The sequence below is a fragment of the Arthrobacter sp. CAN_A1 genome, from assembly GCF_015751665.1.
Classification (GTDB): domain Bacteria; phylum Actinomycetota; class Actinomycetes; order Actinomycetales; family Micrococcaceae; genus Arthrobacter_D.
Window position 1 is genome coordinate 40,944 of record NZ_JADOUR010000012.1, and the last position, 19,361, is coordinate 60,304.

General features: G+C 64.6%; 21 protein-coding genes and 1 pseudogene. 13 read left to right on the forward strand and 9 right to left on the reverse strand.

The annotated features are described in order from the left end of the window. The first annotated feature begins 18 nt into the window (after positions 1-18). Positions 19-951, forward strand: coding sequence for a lysylphosphatidylglycerol synthase domain-containing protein (locus tag IWX62_RS13010; protein ID WP_196841841.1), 933 nt, complete (start codon positions 19-21; stop codon positions 949-951). Here IWX62_RS13010 and ribA read toward each other — a convergent pair. Further along, entirely contained in the window at positions 853-2,238 is a 1,386-nt protein-coding gene (ribA, locus tag IWX62_RS13015; RefSeq protein ID WP_196841842.1) for a GTP cyclohydrolase II, read from the reverse strand. The genes IWX62_RS13010 and ribA overlap by 99 nt on opposite strands. Before the next feature lie 283 nt (positions 2,239-2,521). Between ribA and IWX62_RS13020 the strand changes: the two genes are divergently transcribed. Further along, positions 2,522-2,941: a hypothetical protein gene (locus IWX62_RS13020; RefSeq protein ID WP_196841843.1), complete on the forward strand. Its 420-nt coding sequence runs from the start codon at positions 2,522-2,524 to the stop codon at positions 2,939-2,941. A 63-nt stretch (positions 2,942-3,004) separates the two neighbouring features. Here IWX62_RS13020 and IWX62_RS13025 read toward each other — a convergent pair whose 3' ends face one another. The 3 genes from IWX62_RS13025 to IWX62_RS13035 form a co-directional block, all read right to left on the reverse strand. Next, the gene (locus IWX62_RS13025) at positions 3,005-4,111 is read right to left on the reverse strand and encodes a winged helix DNA-binding domain-containing protein (RefSeq protein ID WP_196841844.1); all 1,107 of its coding nucleotides are present in this window, start codon (positions 4,109-4,111) and stop codon (positions 3,005-3,007) included. Between the two features lie 133 nt (positions 4,112-4,244). After that, entirely contained in the window at positions 4,245-4,484 is a 240-nt protein-coding gene (locus tag IWX62_RS13030) for a hypothetical protein (RefSeq protein ID WP_333483419.1), read from the reverse strand. Continuing rightward, positions 4,481-5,920, reverse strand: a complete 1,440-nt coding sequence (locus tag IWX62_RS13035) for a glycosyltransferase family 2 protein (protein WP_196841845.1) — start codon at positions 5,918-5,920, stop codon at positions 4,481-4,483. Before IWX62_RS13035 ends, IWX62_RS13030 begins: the two co-directional genes overlap by 4 nt. Positions 5,921-6,133: 213 nt before the next feature. Here IWX62_RS13035 and IWX62_RS13040 point away from each other — a divergent pair, with 213 nt between their 5' ends. Continuing rightward, positions 6,134-6,844 (forward strand): VOC family protein, encoded by a 711-nt coding sequence (locus IWX62_RS13040; protein ID WP_196841846.1) that lies wholly within the window; start codon positions 6,134-6,136, stop codon positions 6,842-6,844. Between the two features lie 122 nt (positions 6,845-6,966). Here the strand turns inward: IWX62_RS13040 and IWX62_RS13045 are convergent, their stop codons facing one another. Next, entirely contained in the window at positions 6,967-7,209 is a 243-nt protein-coding gene (locus tag IWX62_RS13045) for a hypothetical protein (RefSeq protein ID WP_196841847.1), read from the reverse strand. Between the two features lie 514 nt (positions 7,210-7,723). Here IWX62_RS13045 and IWX62_RS16320 point away from each other — a divergent pair. From IWX62_RS16320 to IWX62_RS13075, 6 genes and pseudogenes are all read left to right on the forward strand, one after another. Further along, positions 7,724-8,110 (forward strand): ANTAR domain-containing protein, encoded by a 387-nt coding sequence (locus IWX62_RS16320; protein WP_333483420.1) that lies wholly within the window; start codon positions 7,724-7,726, stop codon positions 8,108-8,110. Between the two features lie 32 nt (positions 8,111-8,142). Beyond that, positions 8,143-8,721, forward strand: a complete 579-nt coding sequence (locus IWX62_RS13055) for a GAF domain-containing protein (protein WP_196841848.1) — start codon at positions 8,143-8,145, stop codon at positions 8,719-8,721. A gap of 19 nt (positions 8,722-8,740) precedes the next feature. Next, positions 8,741-9,775 carry an IS30 family transposase gene (locus IWX62_RS13060; RefSeq protein ID WP_196841898.1) on the forward strand — a complete coding sequence of 345 codons (1,035 nt, stop codon included), beginning with the start codon at positions 8,741-8,743 and terminating at the stop codon, positions 9,773-9,775. Between the two features lie 15 nt (positions 9,776-9,790). Next, positions 9,791-9,952, forward strand: a pseudogene (locus IWX62_RS13065) (ANTAR domain-containing protein); the annotation flags it as partial. A 121-nt stretch (positions 9,953-10,073) separates the two neighbouring features. Continuing rightward, complete coding sequence (locus IWX62_RS13070; protein ID WP_333483422.1) at positions 10,074-10,505, forward strand: MarR family winged helix-turn-helix transcriptional regulator; 432 nt, start codon at positions 10,074-10,076, stop codon at positions 10,503-10,505. A gap of 79 nt (positions 10,506-10,584) precedes the next feature. Then, positions 10,585-11,040, forward strand: coding sequence for a DUF6069 family protein (locus tag IWX62_RS13075; RefSeq protein WP_196841850.1), 456 nt, complete (start codon positions 10,585-10,587; stop codon positions 11,038-11,040). Here IWX62_RS13075 and IWX62_RS13080 read toward each other — a convergent pair. Then, the gene (locus IWX62_RS13080; protein ID WP_196841851.1) at positions 11,027-11,605 is read right to left on the reverse strand and encodes a HutD/Ves family protein; all 579 of its coding nucleotides are present in this window, start codon (positions 11,603-11,605) and stop codon (positions 11,027-11,029) included. The genes IWX62_RS13075 and IWX62_RS13080 overlap by 14 nt on opposite strands. Next, the gene (locus IWX62_RS13085) at positions 11,602-12,453 is read right to left on the reverse strand and encodes a MurR/RpiR family transcriptional regulator (protein ID WP_196841852.1); all 852 of its coding nucleotides are present in this window, start codon (positions 12,451-12,453) and stop codon (positions 11,602-11,604) included. Before IWX62_RS13085 ends, IWX62_RS13080 begins: the two co-directional genes overlap by 4 nt. A gap of 111 nt (positions 12,454-12,564) precedes the next feature. On the opposite strand from IWX62_RS13085, the gene IWX62_RS13090 reads away from it, so the two are divergent. After that, a complete protein-coding gene (locus IWX62_RS13090; protein ID WP_196841853.1) occupies positions 12,565-13,590 on the forward strand; it encodes an ornithine cyclodeaminase family protein in 1,026 nt (341 codons plus the stop codon). A gap of 5 nt (positions 13,591-13,595) precedes the next feature. Continuing rightward, on the forward strand, positions 13,596-15,128 hold the full coding sequence (locus IWX62_RS13095) for an aromatic amino acid lyase (RefSeq protein ID WP_196841854.1): 1,533 nt from the start codon (positions 13,596-13,598) through the stop codon (positions 15,126-15,128). Here the strand turns inward: IWX62_RS13095 and IWX62_RS13100 are convergent. Next, complete coding sequence (locus IWX62_RS13100) at positions 15,073-16,092, reverse strand: LacI family DNA-binding transcriptional regulator (protein WP_196841855.1); 1,020 nt, start codon at positions 16,090-16,092, stop codon at positions 15,073-15,075. The genes IWX62_RS13095 and IWX62_RS13100 overlap by 56 nt on opposite strands. A gap of 234 nt (positions 16,093-16,326) precedes the next feature. Between IWX62_RS13100 and IWX62_RS13105 the strand changes: the two genes are divergently transcribed. Next, the gene (locus tag IWX62_RS13105) at positions 16,327-17,220 is read left to right on the forward strand and encodes an amidohydrolase family protein (protein WP_196841856.1); all 894 of its coding nucleotides are present in this window, start codon (positions 16,327-16,329) and stop codon (positions 17,218-17,220) included. Next, positions 17,217-17,813 carry a cysteine dioxygenase gene (locus tag IWX62_RS13110; protein WP_196841857.1) on the forward strand — a complete coding sequence of 199 codons (597 nt, stop codon included), beginning with the start codon at positions 17,217-17,219 and terminating at the stop codon, positions 17,811-17,813. Before IWX62_RS13105 ends, IWX62_RS13110 begins: the two co-directional genes overlap by 4 nt. Before the next feature lie 9 nt (positions 17,814-17,822). Here IWX62_RS13110 and IWX62_RS13115 read toward each other — a convergent pair whose 3' ends face one another. Continuing rightward, positions 17,823-19,289, reverse strand: a complete 1,467-nt coding sequence (locus tag IWX62_RS13115; RefSeq protein ID WP_196841858.1) for an aromatic amino acid lyase — start codon at positions 19,287-19,289, stop codon at positions 17,823-17,825. Positions 19,290-19,361: the final 72 nt, after the last annotated feature.

The following is a 19,361-nucleotide window of genomic DNA, read 5'->3' on the forward strand; positions in this document are numbered from 1 at the left end:
ACCCATGACTCCACGCCCATGACCCGCCGGATCTGGCTGGCGATCCTTCAGGCGGCCTGTGCCGCTGCACTGATCTACTATCTGGTGCTCACTTTCGGGACCGCGCCGTTCGCGGCCGGGGCAGAAGCTCTCACGGTCCCCTCGATCTCCGCGGCACTGGTGCTCGGCCTGATCGGGACTGCCGCCCAGGCACAACGCTGGCGGCTGGTCTCCAGCGGATTCGGGATGCAGCTCCCGCGGGGAGGCGCACTTGCCCAGTGCTACGAGGCGTCATTTTTGAACTCGGTACTGCCGGGCGGTCTCGCCGGCGACGCTATCCGCACCGCACGCCAACGGTCGGCTCACCGATCCACCTGGTTGAACAGCATCGGCTCGGTGCTTGGTGAGCGTCTGGCCGGCACCGTGGTGGTGCTCCTCGCCGCGGCGGCAGCGCTCCTCACCGCCGATTGGCGGCTCGCTGCTGCGGTTACCGCGGGTGCTGTGCTGGTGATCGCCGCGGCCTGGCCGTCCTTGCGGCGGCTTCCCGGCCGGACCGTCGTCGCCGTCTGGGCGTTGTCGGTGCTCGGGTGGGCGTCCTACGCGTCGCTGTTTGCCGTGTCAGCGGCGCTGACGGCACCCCGGGTGGGGGTGGCTGACGTCGTCGTCCTCGCAGCGATCTGCCTGGCTGGCATGTCCATCCCGCTGAGTCTGGGCGGGTGGGGACCGCGCGAGGGAGTGGCGGCGCTGGCATTCATGATGATTGGCTACCCGGGTGCCCTGGGACTCGAGGTGTCGGTGGGTTACGGACTGCTGGCGCTGGTGTCGGTGCTTCCCGGCGCCGCGCTGCTGCTGGTGCTGGCGGTTCGCGGGCTCCTACGCCACGGGGGCGGGCACGGCGGCAGAAAAGTCGAACTCGGTGCAGATGTCCCGCCCAAATTCGAAACGCCGTACGGGAGCGGAGAGAGCGCCTGAGAGCGAATCGCTGCCCGTAAACCGGATGCCCGGCACACCGTCGCCGACCAGAATGGGTGCGCACGTGAGGTAGAGCCGGTCGAGCTCGCCCGCTTCGAGGAAGCGTGACACCGTGTGCCCGCCACCTTCGACCAGGACGCGCGGGTGGCCGAGGTCGGACAGCAGATCGAGGATGCGGTGTGGCTCGAAGTCGCCGTCCGGCAAGCGCCTCACGCTCACGTGCGCGGCGAGGGCGGTCGGGACAACAGCATCGCTGCCGACCAACCACAGGGTGGGAGCGGCGCCGTCGGTCAGCACCGCGGATCCGCGAGGAATGCGTGCCTGCGGATCCAGCACCGCCCTGACGGGGTTGGGGCCGTCAACGGCGCGGACCGTGAGCAGGCAGTCGTCAGAGGTGACAGTTGACGCGCCGATAACCACTGCGTCCACGAGGGCCCGGAGCCGGTGCAGGTGTTCGCGGTCCTCGCTCCCGGTGACGAACTGCGCGTCTCCGGTGCGCGAAGCGATAAACCCGTCGAGGCTCTGCCCTAACTGCCCGATCACCAGCCGGCCGTCCGGGCGGACCGCCTCAACCAGGGGGCCGTACCGGGTGAGCAGCTCGGCGGCGAGGCCGTGAACCGATCCCCGCGGAACAACTCCCTCGGTGAGCTGGCGCCACACATCCTGGGCGGGTTCGCCGTCGTGCCTCATCCGGGCACGTTTAGTGGCAATGTAGCTGGCGTTCTCGGGGCGCTGCGCAATGTTCAGCCCGCTGCGCGCGGCGACGGTGATCCCACCGCTTTCCAGTGCCTCCTGCTTGGCCGGATTGGAGGAGAGCAGACGGATCCGGGTAATGCCGAGGCCAAGGAGGATCTCGATACTCTGCTGGTAATCCCGGGCGTCGACCGGAAGACCGAGCGAGGTGTTGGCGTCCACCGTGTCCACACCCTGATCCTGGAGCGCGTAGGCGCGGAGCTTTTCGAGGAGGCCGATGCCCCTACCCTCATGGCCCCGGACATAAATGACGACGCCGGTGCCCTCTTCACTGATCCGCTGCAGCGACGCGTCCAATTGTTCGCCGCAATCGCAGCGGTAGGAGCCGAGCGCGTCTCCCGTCAAGCATTCGGAGTGGACCCGCACCAGCGGCACGGTGCTCTCGATATCGCCGCAGACCAGCGCAACGTGCTCGTTGTCCTGGGCATCGCGGTAGCCCACCATCCGGAACACGCCGTAGCGCGTGGGTAACACCGTTTCAACGACACGTTCTACCCGTGAGGCACCCCAGCCGGAAGCCGAACTGATCGACATAGACCTAACCATAGGCGACTGGCGTGCGATAAGATCCCCCACTTCGCTGCCGGCGATATTGTCGCGAAGACATCTCGGCCCGGCGAGATCTATTACAGTCAGATAAAGAAAGCATGCTGAGTGTTGTTTGGTTGCCCGGGGCTAACTATCGTCGAAATCAGGAACCGGCTGTGCGCTCGGGGCGTTAACCCCATAGCTAAGCCATCCGGCGAGGACACGACGTGCCGGTGATGCAGTACGGGCAGCCCGCTGGGGTGCTGCCTCCATTCGAGCGTAAGGCAGCATGGAACCGCAACGGCCATCACCGGACACTGGACGCCGCCTGGCACGGTCATACGCCGCGCAGGCTGGCAATCTCGCCGTCATGGTGGACTCCCCCCACTCCCGTGACGCTTCGCGGATCCCCCGTCGCCGTATTGAAAGCTCCCAGCAGCGGCTCTCCGGTCTGGAAGCCTTGCGGCACCCCCTGGTGCGTGCGGTTATGGATGCCCGCGAGTTGTGCGAGCGCACCGCTGCTACGCACCCCCTCGCCGCCCAGCCTGACGGGGTGGCCATTGCCATCGGCTCGGCACCGGTTCTCGCCTCCCCCACCTTCGGACAGCTGCTGCTGTGCGCGGCGGTCAGGGATCTCGAAGAGCTCGACGACCGACTGCATCAGGCACGGCTCGAAGCCTCAACCCACCGGGAGCATGCTCCGCGTTGAGGGCAACGGGAGCGACGTGCCGCCCAGAACTTCACCCGCCAGCATCGGGATTGCCGAGTGGACTCATTCCGGTCCCGGCTGGCACCGGCTTTTCCTGGCGCCGATAAACCTCTCGTAGGAGCGTCCCGCCTCGAGGAACGCTCGCTCGTCCCGCGCGGTCATCGACTCGAACGGGTTAGCTACTGGGCCACCGGACCGGTCCGCAGATCTGTGCCAGGTCCCGGCGACGCGGCCGTTCGTTACCACGGTAGGCCTAAAAACCCCGTTGCCTCCTGGAACGATGAGCTGCGCGTCCTTGGGCGCCAGCACCGGTGAACGGTCCTGATAGCCGATGACGTACTCGTCGAACGCGGGCAGGAGAACCATCCCTGACGTGCGCGGTAGGTCCTCGAATCGCGCCGTGGCCACCCAATAGGTGATGTCGTTACAAATCAGTTCTGTAAGGTGGCTGCGGGCCAGAGCCAAACCGGCCTTCGCGTCGGCAACGGTCAGCTTGGACCACCAGACAAAGTCCCGGAGCGTAGCCGGGCCGTGGCCAGTGAAGTAGCCCAGGACAAACCTGCCCAGCGCTTCCTCACGGTCCGGTTGCGTGCCGGATGGCACCCACTCATCGAGTAACACCAGTGCCTGTTGGGAGCCGGCGGGTGGACCCCAGCAGAGTGTGCCGGTCTGCGCGAGATACCAGATCAGGTGATAGCCGCGTTGACTGGTTGTGTCGATGCCCGCCGCATTGAGCGCAGAAAGGAACTCGTTGCGGCCCAACTGGCCGCCGCCGGCCAGCACCGTGAGGGCGACACCACGTGCGCGCTCCAGTGTCGCCCGATCGAGCCCCAACTCCCGATGGCGGGCGGCCGCGCCAGCGACCAGGCGGTCGGTGGTGAGACGGAGAAGCCAGCGCAGATCAGCCGGGAGCACGAAGTGCAACGTGCCGCGCATGGGCCACGACCGCACGATGTCACCACGTTGAAGAGCAGCAAGGACCTCGTCCCGGGTTGAGCCCGGCGACCGCAGACCGACAGCCCACAGTGCCTGATTGAAATCCTGGGCCTGCATCGCCAGTAGACGCTCGACGACGTCGCGCACCGATGGCCGGGCGCCGCCGTCGTTCCGGATCAGCTGGGCGCCAAGCCGTAACTGAAGCAGCCGATTCCGGCCCACAGTGCCGCTCATTGCACCAGCCTTCCTTTTTGCTACTGGGACCGCGGATCAGTGTCGGATGGAGCTCCTCTTCCATGGTGACCCGCGGTCGCGAGCAGCCAAGACCACGGACGAGGATGTTCGCGAGGATCGACGACCGACCACGTCAGGCCTCGTGCGCGGAATAACCTTCCGGGTAAATGCTGCGTGTCTCCGATCGGCGGTTGCGCCCACGCACCCAATCCGAGGGGTAGACCTTGGGCAATATCTTTGAGGCAGCCAGCGCCGCGTACATCACCGTGTTGATGGCAACGAAGGCGGCCAGGACTGCGAATAGCTCCGTGTGCACAATCGATTCGGGCAACAGGATCCCGGTGGGCATCCCGACGACAACCATCCTCATCATCGAATGGCCTCCTGTGACAGGGTGTGGGTTTCGTGGGTGACATGCTTCCAGGCCGCCTGCCTGCCGACGGCGATATCCAGAATCCCCTTCACGTAAATGAGATTAAGGACCATGTCGAACAGCAATTCGGGAAACAGGGTGGCCGCAAGGATCCGCGCCCGCCACCCGCCCTTCCATACCGTGGCAACCCGTTCGACGATGAAGAGCGCCCCGAGTCCCAGCCAGAAGGGGAACCAGATCCAGTTCTCCAGTGACAACAACGCCAGCAGGATCAACAGCAGATACGAACCGAGGGCGATCACCCCGTAACCGATACCGAGTTGCTGCGCCCAGTACCGCATGGTCTGGGCCCTGACGCCATAGGCGCCAAGGTTCTCCAGGGCGCCACGCTGCCACCGTAACCGCTGCGCCCACAGGGTCCGCCAGGTGGGCATCAATTCGGTGACCACAGTGCATTGCGCAGGCGACACCATCTGGGCGCCGAGGGACTTAAGCGCGATCGTCAACTCGTTGTCCTCGGTCAACGCGGCCGTGTCGTAGACCATGCCCGGCCGGCCCGGGATCGATTGCCCCCGGCTCCCCGCCACGGTTCGAAGGGAGATTGGACGAAACATCGAGGCCGTGCCGGTCAGGACGAACACTCGGCCCCGTCGTCGTCGGATTTCACGCCCGTACCGGATGTACTCGTTGCGCTGGAACTGACCCAGCAGACCGTGGCCAGCTTCGCCGTAGAAGAGGCCTCCGATAGCCATCAGTGCCCGGTCATCGGTAAACCGCGCGATGGCTGCCTCAATGAAGCCGTCGTCGAGCCTGGTGTCAGCATCCATCACCATGACGACGTCGTTGTGCTTCTGATCCGGCAGGAGCTGTGCCAGCGCCTGATTGAGGGCGCCAGCCTTCTTATGGTCGTTATCGACGGACATGAATACCTCGACTCCTGCTTTGCGGGCGACGTCGGGCGTCGAGTCTGTGCAGTTGTCGGCCACGACGATGACACGGTCGGGCGGGCGGGACTGGGCGAGGAGCGACTCAATAGTGGCCGGCAGCGACACTTCCTCGTTATGGGAGGGAATCAGGACTGTCACCGTCACTGGACCCGCATACACTCCACGGGTGGCCGCCATCACGATCTTGGGCGCGAGCGGGGCGGCTGAGGAATCATTTGAACGTCGCGACCTGGAAGCAATGCGCCGTTCAAGCACTGCAACGCCAATGGCAAGCAACAGGGCCATGGCCACTGCGGTCAGGATCACGCGCAGCGCCGGAGCCTCAGAATCATAGAGGACTCGCCAGAATCCAAGGAGGAGACCTTCCGTGGGCTCCTCACGGACTTCCGGATCGCCACTGGCAACGGCAAACCACAGCAGCGCCGCAGCACCTCCTGCCAAGACCGCGATAACAATGCCAACCCAACGCTGAAACCGGTTGCTCCCCATGCGAAAACGGTAGCAGGCGCTTGGTCGGTAGCCCAGAGTATGTCGGCTTTCGACGAGCACGAAGGTGGGGTCCGTCGCGATGGCTGGCGGGGAACTCTCCTTTGCGAGTTCGCTCGACGCAGTGTGTACCGCGGGACGATTGTCGGCCGAGGCCCGCTCTGGCAGCGTCAATGACTTGACCTCAAGTGCACTTGAGCGTGTTAGGTAAAAAGCATGCGAATACTCTCGGTTGAGTTTGAAACAGAAGACCTCCCCCGCGCGGAAAGGTTCTATGGTTCCCTTTTCGGCCTTCCCACCAGGAGGGATGACCATGCCCTCACTATTAGGGTGGGCTCCTCAACGCTCACCCTCAAAGAGGGGCCTCGTGATCAGGGCAAGCAGCATCTTGCCTTCACCATCCCGCGGCTCATGTTTGACAGCGCCAAGGAGTGGACAGCCCAGCGTGTTCCGCTGCTTCTTGATGTCGACGGCCGAGACGAGTTCGAAACGTCGCCGCACTGGAACGCCCATTCCCTCTATTTCGCTGACCCAGACGGCAACATTCTTGAATTCATCATCCGCAGGGACATCCTCGATGACCAAGGTGGGCCGTTCCAACCCGAGCACGTCCGATGCATCAGCGAAGTGGGCATCGCCGTCGACGACGTTCCGGAGATCGCAGCATCTGCCAAACAGGTCCTCGGCCTGGATGCCTACGGCGGCGGGGCACCAACATTTCAACCTGTTGGAGATCCTCAAGGTCTACTCATACTGGTCAAGCGTGGCCGGTCCTGGTTCCCAACCGCCACGCCGAGCGGGCCCAGACACCTCGTGCTGCATATCGAGGGCGGATCGACCGGAACCCTGGAACCGGCACCCGGGACCATCATTCACTCCCACGAATTGTCTGCATCGTCGTCTGACAGGGGTCTGGCCACGGCATAAGCGGCGGGGCACTCGAACGTCATACAAGTGCCCGCCTGCTATGGATGACCACGGCGGGAGCATCGGCGCAAACCAGAGGTGATGCGCACTGCAAGGGGTTATCCCAGCGTTCCGCGCCGGACCTATCTGACGATCACCGGAGGACCCGCCGAGACGGAGACAAACGGCATGTTGAACGACAGGAACCGACTGAAGGCACCCACACCATTCCCCTCGGACCGGTCCTCTTCGAGGGAATTGTCGGCATTGGGTAGTCGCTCAACGCTCAGCCGTGGGTCGGCGCTAATCCGCCGTTCAATGGTAGGCCTGATCTCGTCGTACATGATCACCACCTTCTGTTGGACTCCCCTGTTGATGCGAGTCATCTTCCGCCGGGAGGAATTTCGTGTAAATCACCCACAGTGGGGGGTGCGCACGGGACATCTGCTGTCCGCGAAGAATCTCCCTCCAACGGCTATTCCAGTCCGGTGCAAAAAGTCTAAAATTGGACTGACTTCTATTTCGGCTTGGCTGCGCCCAGTGCCGGGGAATGGGCGGCCGTGAGGAACGGAGAGAAGGATGCTCAGCGATGCCTGACCTCACCGTATCTGGGCTCGAAAAGGTATGTTCCACCCTGTGCACGTCCTTCATCAACGCTCTCCCCATATCGGGAGCCGCCCTATCCGCGTTTGGCGGTTCCCTTCAGGAGACAACGTTGGGTGCAAGCGACGCACTCGCGGCGCGCCTGGTCGAATTGCAGTTCGACCTCGGTGAAGGTCCGCGGTGGGATGCTACCCGTTCCAGGGTTCCGGTGCTGATCCCCCGGGTACGTTCGGCAAACCATAGCAACTGGCCGGTGTTCGGCAACGCCCTCATGGATACGGAAGCCCAGGCTCTTTTTTGGATACGGAAGCCCAGGCTCTTTTTGTCTTCCCCTTGGTCATCGGCGCCATGGACATCGGAGTAGCCGAGCTCTATAGCTATACCCCAGGCCCGCTGAGCGGACCAAACCTTCTCAATGCACGATCCCTGGCAAACGACGCTGCCTGGACTCTTTTGCGCAGCATCCTGGCCTTGGACCCGGACACCGATCACCAGCCTGGGTCAATGTTGTCTCGACGGGAAATTCATCAGGCAACGGGGATGGTGCTTGCACAGACTGGAGGAAACGCCGCCGATGCGCTCCTGATACTCCGAGCCCACGCGTTCGCCAACGGCCTCACCCTGCGCCAAACCGCCGACGACGTGCTGGATAGGCGCCTGGATTTCACGCCTTCCCAGACCTGACCAAAAGCGCGCTGACTTGGTAAAATTCAGGTATGGAAATGGCTACCCGCTCTAGCCGGGTTAGCGCTGCCTTTGTCAAGATCGCTGACGCGCTCGTCGGGGACTATGACGTGCTCGACCTGCTGTACACCCTGGTTGAGCAGTCCGTCGAACTGCTCGACGCCGCGGCTGCCGGGTTGATGCTCGTCGGCGACGATGGGGCGCTTCAGGTGATGGCATCCACCAGTGAGGAAAGCCACTTAGTTGAAGTCCTGCAGCAACAATCCGGAGCGGGCCCCTGTGTCGATTGCTATCTCACCGGGACGCCGATCACCATCAGGGACATTGCAGGCACCAATGATCGCTGGCCAGAGTTCAGGGATGCCGCGACTTCTCAGGGATTTTTCTCTGTTTATGCCTTCCCGATGCGTTTGCACGGCAAGACCATCGGAGCAATGAATCTGTTTCGGACTGAGGTGGGCGAACTGACAGCCGAAGATGTGGCAATAGGTCAAGCGTTGGCGGACGTTTCGACTATCAGCATTTTGCAGCAGCGCACCATCCGCGAGTCCGCCGTCGTCAATGACCAACTGAAGAAGGCTTGGTGTCATAGCCTCGTAGCAACAACATAATCGAATGAGGGAGCTGCTGGTGGGCCGCAGGGTGTTGACGTTTTCTGATCGGGCGGACATCGCTGTAGGGATCCGGGCAGGACACACGGACCGTCAGATTGGGGTGGAGATAGGCCGTGACCATACGATCGTGTGGCGAGAACGGCACCGGAACTCCACGAAGACCCGCGGCTACAAACCCGTGGCCGCAGACTGCAAGGCTGAAGACCGCAGGAAGCGTCCGCAAGTCCGCAAGATCGACGCGGACCCGGTTCTGATGGTCCGGGTGAAAGCGGACCTGCTCAGGTCCAGGACACCGCGTCAGATCGCGGGCCGTTTGCACTTAGAGGCTCGGGACTCCACCGTGGAGACCATGATCAAATCCCCCGACGCGCAAGGCCGGACCGTGTCCCATGAAGCGATCTACCAGTGGATCTACGCGATGCCCAAGGGCGAGTTGGCTCGGGAGGCGATCCTGCTGCAGTCCAAGCGCACCGTCAGGAAGCGTCGTAAACCTGTGGGTGAGCGCACCGGCGGGCGGATCATCGGGATGGTCAGCATCGATGACCGCCCGGAGACTGCTGCGGACCGGCGGGTCCCGGGGTCGTGGGAAGGGGATCTGGTGATCGGTCGGGCGGGCAAGAGCGCGGTGGCTACCCTGGTGGAGCGCTCGAGCCGGTTCCTGATCATGCTGGGCCTACCGGAGGGGAAAAAGGCTACCGGCCTGGCGGATGTGCTCATCGACCGGGTTAATGACCTGCCGGCGCTGATGCGCGGCTCTTTGACCTGGGACCAAGGCACGGAGATGGCCCGCCACGCCCAGCTCACCGTGGCCACGGACCTGCCCGTGTACTTCGCGCACCCCCACTCGCCGTGGGAACGCGGGTCGAACGAGAACACCAACGGGTTGATCCGCGAGTATCTGCCCAAAGGCATCGAGATCACCAGCCACCAGCCCTACCTCGACGCCATCGCTGACGAGCTCAACGACCGGCCCCGAGCCACTCTCGGCTACCTCACCCCACGAGAAGTCTTTACCAAACTACTCAACGACAATGTTGCTACCACCGCTTGACACCAAGAGGCCCTCAAGAGCCGGATTCTGATCGAACAGGCCAAAGGCATGGTTGCCCACGTGCAGAACATTGACACCAACGAGGCTTTTCGGCGTTTGCGCAGCTACGCCCGGGCGAACAACCGGAACCTTCACGAAACGGCTGAGGCCGTCCTGAACCGGACCCTGACCATCTAGCTGAGTTGCCGCGAGCGCCGCCACACAAGCCAGCCACTGATGGCGTTCAGCGGGCGCCTCCAGCCTGCAGGTTATAGTTACATGCCTAACCATTTTTCCCCTGGGACGCACAGGAGTATTCGTGGATCGAGAGCAGGCCGCCTCCATCAACGCCGCCATCCGCACCATCGGGATGCGCCACCGCACCCTCACCGGCGCCAAACTGGCTGAAATTGGTCTGTCCCTGGGGCAGGAGACGCTGCTGACCGAGCTGTTCGAGCAGGGGCCACGGACTCAGGCACAGCTGTCCGCTGCAGCCTGCTGCGAGCCACCGACCATCACTTCCGCGGTCAAGAAATTGGAAGCCAACGGCCTGGTTACCCGGACACCCTCGTCGTCTGACCGCCGGGCGATGATCGTCGAGCTGACGCCTGCGGGCGCGGCAGTGGTCGCGGATCTTGAGCGGTTATGGCAGGACTTGGCCAGTGAAACTGTCGCCGGACTGGAACATACCGAGCTTCAGGACCTGACCGCCACCTTGACCGATCTTGCCAACAGCCTGCGGCGAACCTAAACCTCTTGCGGTGAATTGCTTAGGTGCCTAACATTGTTTTTGTTAGGCACCTAAGAGAAACATGACAAAGGAGCACGTCATGAAATCCCGCACCCTCCAGCCAATTGGCTGGATCCTCCTGAGCACACTGACAGCACTGGTTGTCTGGCTCATCACCGGCCCTATCGCCGGCGTCGTCCTCACCGTTACCGTCAGCGGCATGCCACCGATGGACATCACTCCCCTACAAATCGTGGTGATCTCGGTTGCTGCGGGCCTGGTGGCGTGGGCACTACTCCTCCTCCTGCAGCGCTACCTGCGGCACGGCCGCAGGATCTGGCTGATCACCGCCGCCGTTGTCCTGGTCCTTTCGATGGCCGGGCCGCTGACCGCCGAAGCCTCCGGTGCAACCAAAGCTGCCCTGATCCTGATGCATATCCTGGTGGGGGTAACGCTCGTTGTTGGTCTTCCCCGCGCATCAGCCACGTCCGGCGCTGCCCGGCGAGCCGACCGGAGTCACGCTGTCAGATCCACCGGAGGCCTCAACCCCGGGTGAACGGGGTAACGATCGAGGCGATGGCGACTGCGGCGTGACCCCTGAACGCTGCCGAACCGTTGTCAATCAGCACTGCGTCATGGGGTGCCAGCCGGGTGCCACCGTAACTGAGCTCTCCCGACAGGAGAACGACGACGACGGCACCTGACTCGGCCTCGATGACCTGCCCGGACGTGAGCTCACGATATTGAAGGTCTCCGGAGCAGGCGGCCCGTCGGGTCATCAGGTTGAGGTCGAGTGTTGGAGCTGTCACGCCCACCGCAGCGACCTCGTTCTCGCCGGCGAACCGATGCACCTCATGCTGGCGCAGCTCCACCGGAGTTCCGTTGTCAACCAAACCCAACCCCTGGGGAGACAGTGCCATTAGGGAACGGTCCACACCGGGGAAGGCCGAAAACCCACCGTCGCTGTCCACCGTGGCAATACTGAGCCGCCAGTCGAAGGGGCAGGTGCCGGGGGTCGGGGCGTCGCCGTCGGGCCGTATGACCAGTTCGGTAGTGTAGCCGCCACCGTTCTTCCACGGCACCCGCTGGCGCGCCGACGCAGGCAGCAGAAGGGCACTCATCGCTGGATGTGAGCCCATCGCTCCACCAGCTCCTCGTGGGCTTCGAGCAGTTCCTGGGTGCGGTGCGGATCCCGTGCAGCGAGGGCATCGAGGAGAGAAATCGACAGGACGACGGCTGCCGCGTGGGAATCGAACACCAGATCAGTGCCCACCGGTGCGACCAGGAGGGCATCGACGTCGTTGGCGAACGGGACGAGGGGGCTGTCGACGATGGCCACCGTCGCCATGCCCAGCGCGCGGGCCTGTGCCAGCGCGCGGACGGTTGCCGCCGGGTAACGGGGCATCACGAAAGCCACGACGGCGGTGGCGCCGTTGCGATGCAGCTGCAGGATGGCGTCGTCCATGGAGGCCGCATCGGAGAGCACGTGAACGTCAGGCAGCACCCGGCGCGCGAAATAGCCCAGATATTCGGCGAGCGCAGCCGAAACCCGAAGCCCGATGATGCCAAGCGGCTGGGTGCCCGCGAGCAGGTCGATCGCCTTCTGCATCTGTTCGCTGGCAACAGTCCGCTCGAGGGCTCCGATGTTCTGCTGCTCGAACTCAAGGATGGTCGGCCGCTCAACCCCGGCACCGTTCAGCGGCGCCGATTTGCCGCGCACCACATCGCGGATGGCGTTGCGGAACTCGGGGTACCCGGGGTAGCCCAGCGCGGTGGCCAACCGGGTGACGGTGGGCTGGCTGACCCCGGCAGCTTCGGCGACGTCGATGGTTGAGGCAAACGCGACGTCCGGCAGGGAGGAGAGCATGTATTGGATGACACGGCGCTGGGTGGGCGACACCCGGTGACGATGGGCCAGATCGACCAGCCAGTCATGCGCGCGGTCAGCAGATGATTGGTCGCTCAGCACAGTCAGTCCCCCGGTTTCGGTAACGTCATCGTTTGGTGATCCCGCTCACTATGAATAGCATGATACACAGTCAGGCTAGGTGCATGAAACAATTCATATTCGGAGGTTCGGATGTCACAGCAGAGTCACCGCGAAATCTGGTTGAGGTTTCTGTCCGGCCCGGATATCGACTCCCTTGAACTGACCCGCCCCGAGATCATCACGGCAGTGGACGACGTCGTTGCCTCCCACGGTCGCGGTGAAACGGTCTTCGAACCCCGCATGCACCTCATGCCCAACAACGGCGGAATAGGCCACTTCAACGTCCTGCGAGGACACGTCTCCAATCTGGGCGACCACGGCATCAGCGGCGTGAAAGTAGTGGGCGACTTTGTGCCCAACTACCTGCAGGGGCTCCCCAGCGAACTTGCCATGGCCACCCTGTACGACCCGACCACCGGGGTGCCGCTCTGTGTCATGGATGCCACCCTGGTGACCGAGGTCCGCACCGGCGCGATGACCGCCGTCGGCGCCAAGCATCTGGCCCGGAAGGACTCGAAAATCCTGGGGCACGTGGGCGCCCGCGGCACGGCGTTCTCCAACGTCACGATGCTGGACAGCATGTTCGACTTCGACGAGATCCGGGTGACCAGCAAGCGCGCAGAGTCCCGTGAGGCGTTCGCCGAGCAGCTGCGCGCCGAGATCAGCACCCCGGTACGGGTGGTGGACACCGCCGAAGAGGCCTTCGACAACGCCGACATCCTGGTGGAGGCCTCCCGCCTCAACGAGCCAACCCCGTTGTTGCGGACCGCAGCGGTCAAACCAGGCGCCTTTGTGGTGCCCTACGGCACGGTGAGCGCCGTCGAACTCGACCTGCTCGAGGTAATGGACAAAGTGGTGGTTGATGACTGGCGCGAGGCGCAATCGGGACGGTTCGGCGCACTGCGCCCGCATGTTGATACCGGCAGGCTCTCCCCTGAGACGCTCTATGCCCAGCTCGGGGAAATTGTCAGTGGGCAGAAGCCGGGCCGCGAATCCGACGACGAGCGGATCCTCTTCTGGCACCGTGGCCTGTCCATCCTTGATGTGGCGGTGGCTCACCTGATTCTCACCAAAGCTGAGCAGGCCGACGCCGGAACCATGCTGAGGTACCGGTAGCTATCGTGCCCACCACTAGCCCCGCCCTCCACCTCCCTGTGTTACGGGTCTCGCACGCTGAGCAACTGGACGCAGCCGCCATCGCGGATATCGCCGGTGGCCGGCCCCTGCGACTTGAGCAGCCCCTGCTGGACCGTATCGCCGCCCGACGCCGGGAGGTGCTCAATCTGTTGACCGACGGCGATCCCGTCTACGGGGTCAACACCGGGATGGGTGCTGCCAGCGAGGTCCGCCTCGACGACGCGGCGCAGTCCAAGCACCAGAACAACCTCATGTTGGGCCGTGCCGTGGGATCGGCCCCCTGGCTGACCGAACCGGAAACCCGGGCCGTCCTTGCGGTGCGGCTGCGGACCTTCCTCTCCGGAGATGCCGGAGTGTCAGCGACTCTGTGTGTCAGGCTGGCCGAGCTGCTGAGCGCCGACATGTTGCCGGCCATTCCCCGCACCCGGATTGGTGCTGCCGGGGAGATCATTCCACTCGCGCATCTCGGTGGGGCGATGACTGGATCCGGTGAGTTCCTTGCCGGCGGCTCAGCCGTGGACGCCGCAGCGGCGCTCCGGGCGGCCGACATGGAACCGTACTCGTTTGGTACCAAAGAAGGCGTTGCTTTGATTGAGGGGATCCCCGTCACCACGGCTCTCGCCATTCTCCGGGCCGCCGAGGCCCGCCTGCTCGCCGCTCAGGCCGTTGCCCTCACCGCTGCTGAAGTGTGCCTGGTGGGAGCCAGCCGCGATCCGTTTGATCCAGCCCTGGCGCGGGCCGACGTCGGGCTGGGCACTGTCCTGGGTGCTATCCGCCGGCTGTCCGGACCGGACTCGCAGCCGCGCACCCTTCAGTCGCCCCTCTCGTTCAGGGTGCTGGGGACGGCCGTGGCCCACCTGTTGCGGTCCATCGCTTCGGTCGAGGACGCCGTCGAGCGCGCCCTCAGTGGGGTGACCGACTCACCCGCCTATCTTGATGGACGGTTCATTGGAACGGCCGGCTTTGACGGGTTTGACCTTGCTGCGGCCCTGGATGGACTGCGGCTCTCCATGATCCATGTGGCCGAGACGTCTGCCGCCCGCGTGCATCGCCTCCTGGACGAGAAGTTCACCGGGCTCCCCCGGCAGCTTTCTGGCCAGCCCGGGCTGCACGCCGGGATGGTGGCGGTCCACAAACGCACTGTCGGCGTCGTTCACGAGCTGGTGGCGGCCGCTCGGCCCTCCAGCCTGGGGGCAATCGAGACCTCCTTTGGCCAGGAGGATGTGCAGAGCTTCTCCGCTGAAGCGGCTGAGGCGTGCTGCCACGCTGCCACCGGGCTGCGAGACGTGCTGGCGTGTGAACTGCTGACGGTCATTCAGGGCGTACGGCTGGCCGATCGTCCGCTGAAACCTATCGACCCTCGCCTCGGAACCCTGGTGGACGACGCGTCCGCCCTCCTGCCCGAGGGCACCGATGACCGCGCCTACGGCAAGGACATCACCCTGCTCCACGATCTGTTGGCTAGCGGGTGGGGGCGCTGGGTGTCAACGGACGAGCTGTCGACGCCCGCGCAATAAACACCGGCCGGAACATCACCTGGCCGCTGGCGGTTCCGGTGCCGTCCGGTGAGGTGAGGGCGCTGACTGCGGCGTCGACGATTGCCTGTTCGTCCCAGCCGAAGGTGGTCAGCTCCGGGTTGACCAGCGACGCGAGCTCGCTGTCGTCGAACCCGAGGATCGAGAGGTCCCCGGGGACCGACAGGCCGAGGTCCCGGGCCGCACGGTAGGCGCCGAAGGCGATCGAATCCCCCAGGCAAAACAGTGCTGTGGGCCGATCCTTGCCCTCAAGCAAGTGGGCGGCGGCGTGAGCCGCGCCGTGGACTGACGACGGCGACGACGATACGGTTACCGTCAGCCCCATGGAGTCCCCGAGGCTTTGGGCCAGCAGCTCGGCGGGCCGGCCCGGCGTCGTCGGGAGCGTGGGTGCCAGCAGCCCGACAGTCCGGTGTCCCAGGTCGGCGAGGTGTTGCAGGGCCGTCCCGACGCCATACTCGTTGTCGAAGAGGACGCTTTCCGATGCGGGGCGGGCCGTCAGCGCATCACCAATCGAGACGATCAGCGTCTGGTCCGGCACGTCGGCCCAGTAGCTGGCGGAAGGATCCACGGGGAGCGCAATCACCCCGTCGACCCGCTGCGCCGCGAGGGAGCGGAGAACTTCCTCTTCGCGCTGGGGCGAGCCGTCGACGTCGGCAATGATCGACGAGAGGTCCTGTGCCCGGAGTGCCTCGGAGAGCATCACTGCGAGGCCCTGACGCCACAAGTCGCGGAGCGATCCGACGATGGCCACGTTGCCGCTGCGCCCGCTGGCGAGCGCCCGGGCGATCGGATCGGCCGAATAGCCCAACTCTTCGGCGAGGGCCCTGACCCTGGCTTGGGTGGCTTCGGAGCCACGGAGTCCTCGCAGCGCATAGGAGGTCGCAGCCTTCGACAATCCTGCAGCGTCTGCGATGTCCTGGAGTGTTTTGCGCTGGGCCCCGGTCATCAGACCAGCATACGTGGGACGCGGTCTGGCTCAACTCCCGCCAAGAGGCCAGATCTGGCGACCTCAGTGGCCCCCGACTCGCCTTAGCTCACTGTTCGGCGGGGGGTGGTGCGGGAGGGGTGACAGGTTGACAAAGGCGGGTGTGAACCGGTTCAATTGATGGTGTGAACCGGTTCACTTCAAAGCGTGGTTTGTGTTCACGTTCCAACCGACCCATACCAGTGAAAGGGCATCATGCGCACTGACTGTCACCAGCATCTGTGGCCAGCCGCATTGATTGAGGCCCTCCGCGACCGCACCGAGACTCCCCGCCTCAACGGCTGGGAACTGCTGATCGACGGCGAGGCACCCTACGCCGTCGACCCCCTGGCCCACGACCTTGAGGCCCGCCGGATGCGCGAGACCCTCGAGGGCAAAGACCAGGTGCTGCTCTCCCTCTCCAGCCCCCTCGGCATTGAACACCTGCCGTTCGAGGAATCACGCGGGTTGATCGAGATCTGGCACCGGTCGGCAATCGAGCTCGGGGACCCTTTTCTGGTCTGGGCGGCGACGCCGGTGAGCAGCTTTGATCTCGACGGGCTGGCCCGCATCCTCGAGCACGAGCGGGTGGTGGGCCTGCAATTGCCCGCCACGGCGCTGGGTGACCCCGACGCGATCCGTCGGATGCAGCCTGTCCTTGACGTGGTGCAGGCGTCCGACAAGCCTCTGCTGATCCACCCGGGACCGGCGCCGGTGACCGCCGGGACGCCGTCGTGGTGGCCAGCTCTGGTGCCCTATGTGGCCCAACTGCACGCCTCCTGGCTGGCGTGGCATGCAGTGGGCCGGTCCCAGCACCCCCGGCTGCGGGTGGCGTTCGTTGCCCTGGCGGGACTAGCACCGCTGCACCATGAGCGGCTTGCTGCGCGCGGCGGAACGTTTGGCGCCGTCGACCCGCTGGTCTACTACGAGACGTCCTCCTACGACACCCGGGCGATTGACGCGACTATCCGGGTAGTCGGCGTCGACCCGATCATCCACGGCTCCGACCGGCCGTATGCCGAGCCGCGTGACCCTGGCCTCGGGCACGCGTTCACCCATGCACTTTTCTCCGCCAACCCTCAACACCTTTTGAAAGGAACTCCACGATGACCACCACACCGTTCAGGGGCGCAGCCCTCACCGAGTCAGATGTTCCTGCCCTCCCCGGGCGCACCCTGAGCCAGAAAGAGCTGCAGGACTGGGTCACCAGCCTCGCGGCATGCCCCGAACTATGGGAACACCACATCAACCACGAGGGCGGCGAGCGCCACTACGCCTCCGTATACCGGGACTCCAACATCGACGTCTGGCTGCTGTGCTGGAATACCCAGGACGACACGGGCTGGCATGATCACGACATTTCCTCGGGCGCCGTCGTCGTCACCCACGGCGGCGTCACCGAAGCCAACCCGCGGATGAACGGCGAACCGGTCCGACGAGTGGTCGAGGCGGGCCGCTCGTTCTCCTTCGGACCGGACCACGTGCACCGGATGGGCGGCTCGGTGGACGGGTCGGTCTCCATCCACGCGTATTCCCCACCACTGTGGCGGATGGGACAGTACGCGATTGGACGCAACGGGGTGATCCGGCGCATGTCGGTGAGCTACGCCGACGAACTGCGGCCCATGGATGACGAAAGCGTCATCGAGAAGTACCAGGCGCTCCAGTCGGTCACCGACGAACTGGGTCGCCAGGCCCGCTAGGACTGCTCCCTAGAACTGGGCGAGTCCCGGGAGTAGTGCCTGCGCCCGCTCCAGGTCCTCGCCCAGAGGCCGGTCGCTCTCGTCCGGGTCGAGTCCTGCCTTGAGGTACTCGAAGGCCGCCCTCGCCGGAGCAGTCCCGAGGCGCTGGGGCGCCATGCGCAAGGCCCGCACCGCTGCCACCGCTTCAAGCGCGACGACGATCGGCGCCTCAGCGGCGAGGTGGCGCAGCAGCCGGGCGCCCTGGGTGGCGAACCCTGCATGTTCCTCCAGACCCAGGGACACGCTGATGCCGGGGCCGTTGGCTGGTGTCGCGTAGGTGCGCAGGATCGACAGCATGTCCTGGGCCACGTACTCGGCGATCATCAGCCCTGAACTTCCCCGTGGTCCCGACGAGAGGAATGACGGGAGACTACTGAGCTCGGGGCGGAAAAGGTGGGAAAGCCTGGCCGCCGAGAGGGAGATCACCGGGTAAACGGCGTTTCGAGTGGCATCCAACGCCGCTGAGAGCATGGCCTGGTGGAATTGGCCGTGATGGAAGAGCCCCTCCTCGATCATCAGCGGGTTCTCGGCAGCTCCGTTGATCTCGGTTTCCAGAATGGACCGGAGCCGCAGCAGGGCATCGAGCGCCGGGGCGTGCACCTGTGGCAGCGCCCTGAGGGCAAAGGGATCCTGCAACCGGGCCGGAGCAACCGGCGTGTCCGGGCCCGTCAGTAGACGCATCTTCGCAGCAACAGAGGCTTGGTGCGGATAGACCCGGGCCCGGTGGACTGCCCCGGCGTACGGCTCGGGTGAGCCTTCCAGCGCCAGCATGGTCAGGGATGCGACGACCAGCGAGCTTTTCATCAACTGCTCGATCGCGACGGCACCCTGGGTTGCCGTGGCAAGGGTCAGGGCGCTGGAGCTCATGAAGGGTAGCGAATCGGTGTCCTCGAAGTGCACCGGCGCGATTCCACCGCGGTGCCAGGGGCGATCGCCACTCAGGGTCAGGGCGAGCTCCGCCATCGCCGCCAAGTCGCCGGTCCCCAACCCGCCGAGACTGTGGATCGTGGCGACAGACCCGCTATCGAGGGCCTCCAGCAGCCCCCTCACCACCCCGGTGCTGATCCCGGATCCACCCGCGAGGAACTGGTTGAGCCGGACGGCCATGGTGGCGCGAACCGTTGTCTCTTCATCGACCCGCCCTGCCCCCGCGCAGTGGCTTAGCAACAGGCGCCGAGCGTGGGCTGCCCGTCGCTCTGCCGGCGAGCCGCCGGGCTCCACATTCAGGGCACGATTGGCCCCGACCCCGGTATTGGCTCCATACACCCGCCCCGTTTCGCGGGCCTGTACCAGTTGCTCGTGGGACCTCGTCAGGCCGGCAATAACGTCCTCGGGAACCATTACCCGGGAAGAACCAGTTGAAATAGTAATAAGATCGTCAAGTGTCAGTGAGGCGCCGTCCAGCACCACCCGGTTGGTGTTGTCCTCGGAAGTCATGGGTGAACCGTTGTCCTTTACATGTCGATAGGTAAGTCATCTCACATATTGGGTTGACTGTCTATTCATTCG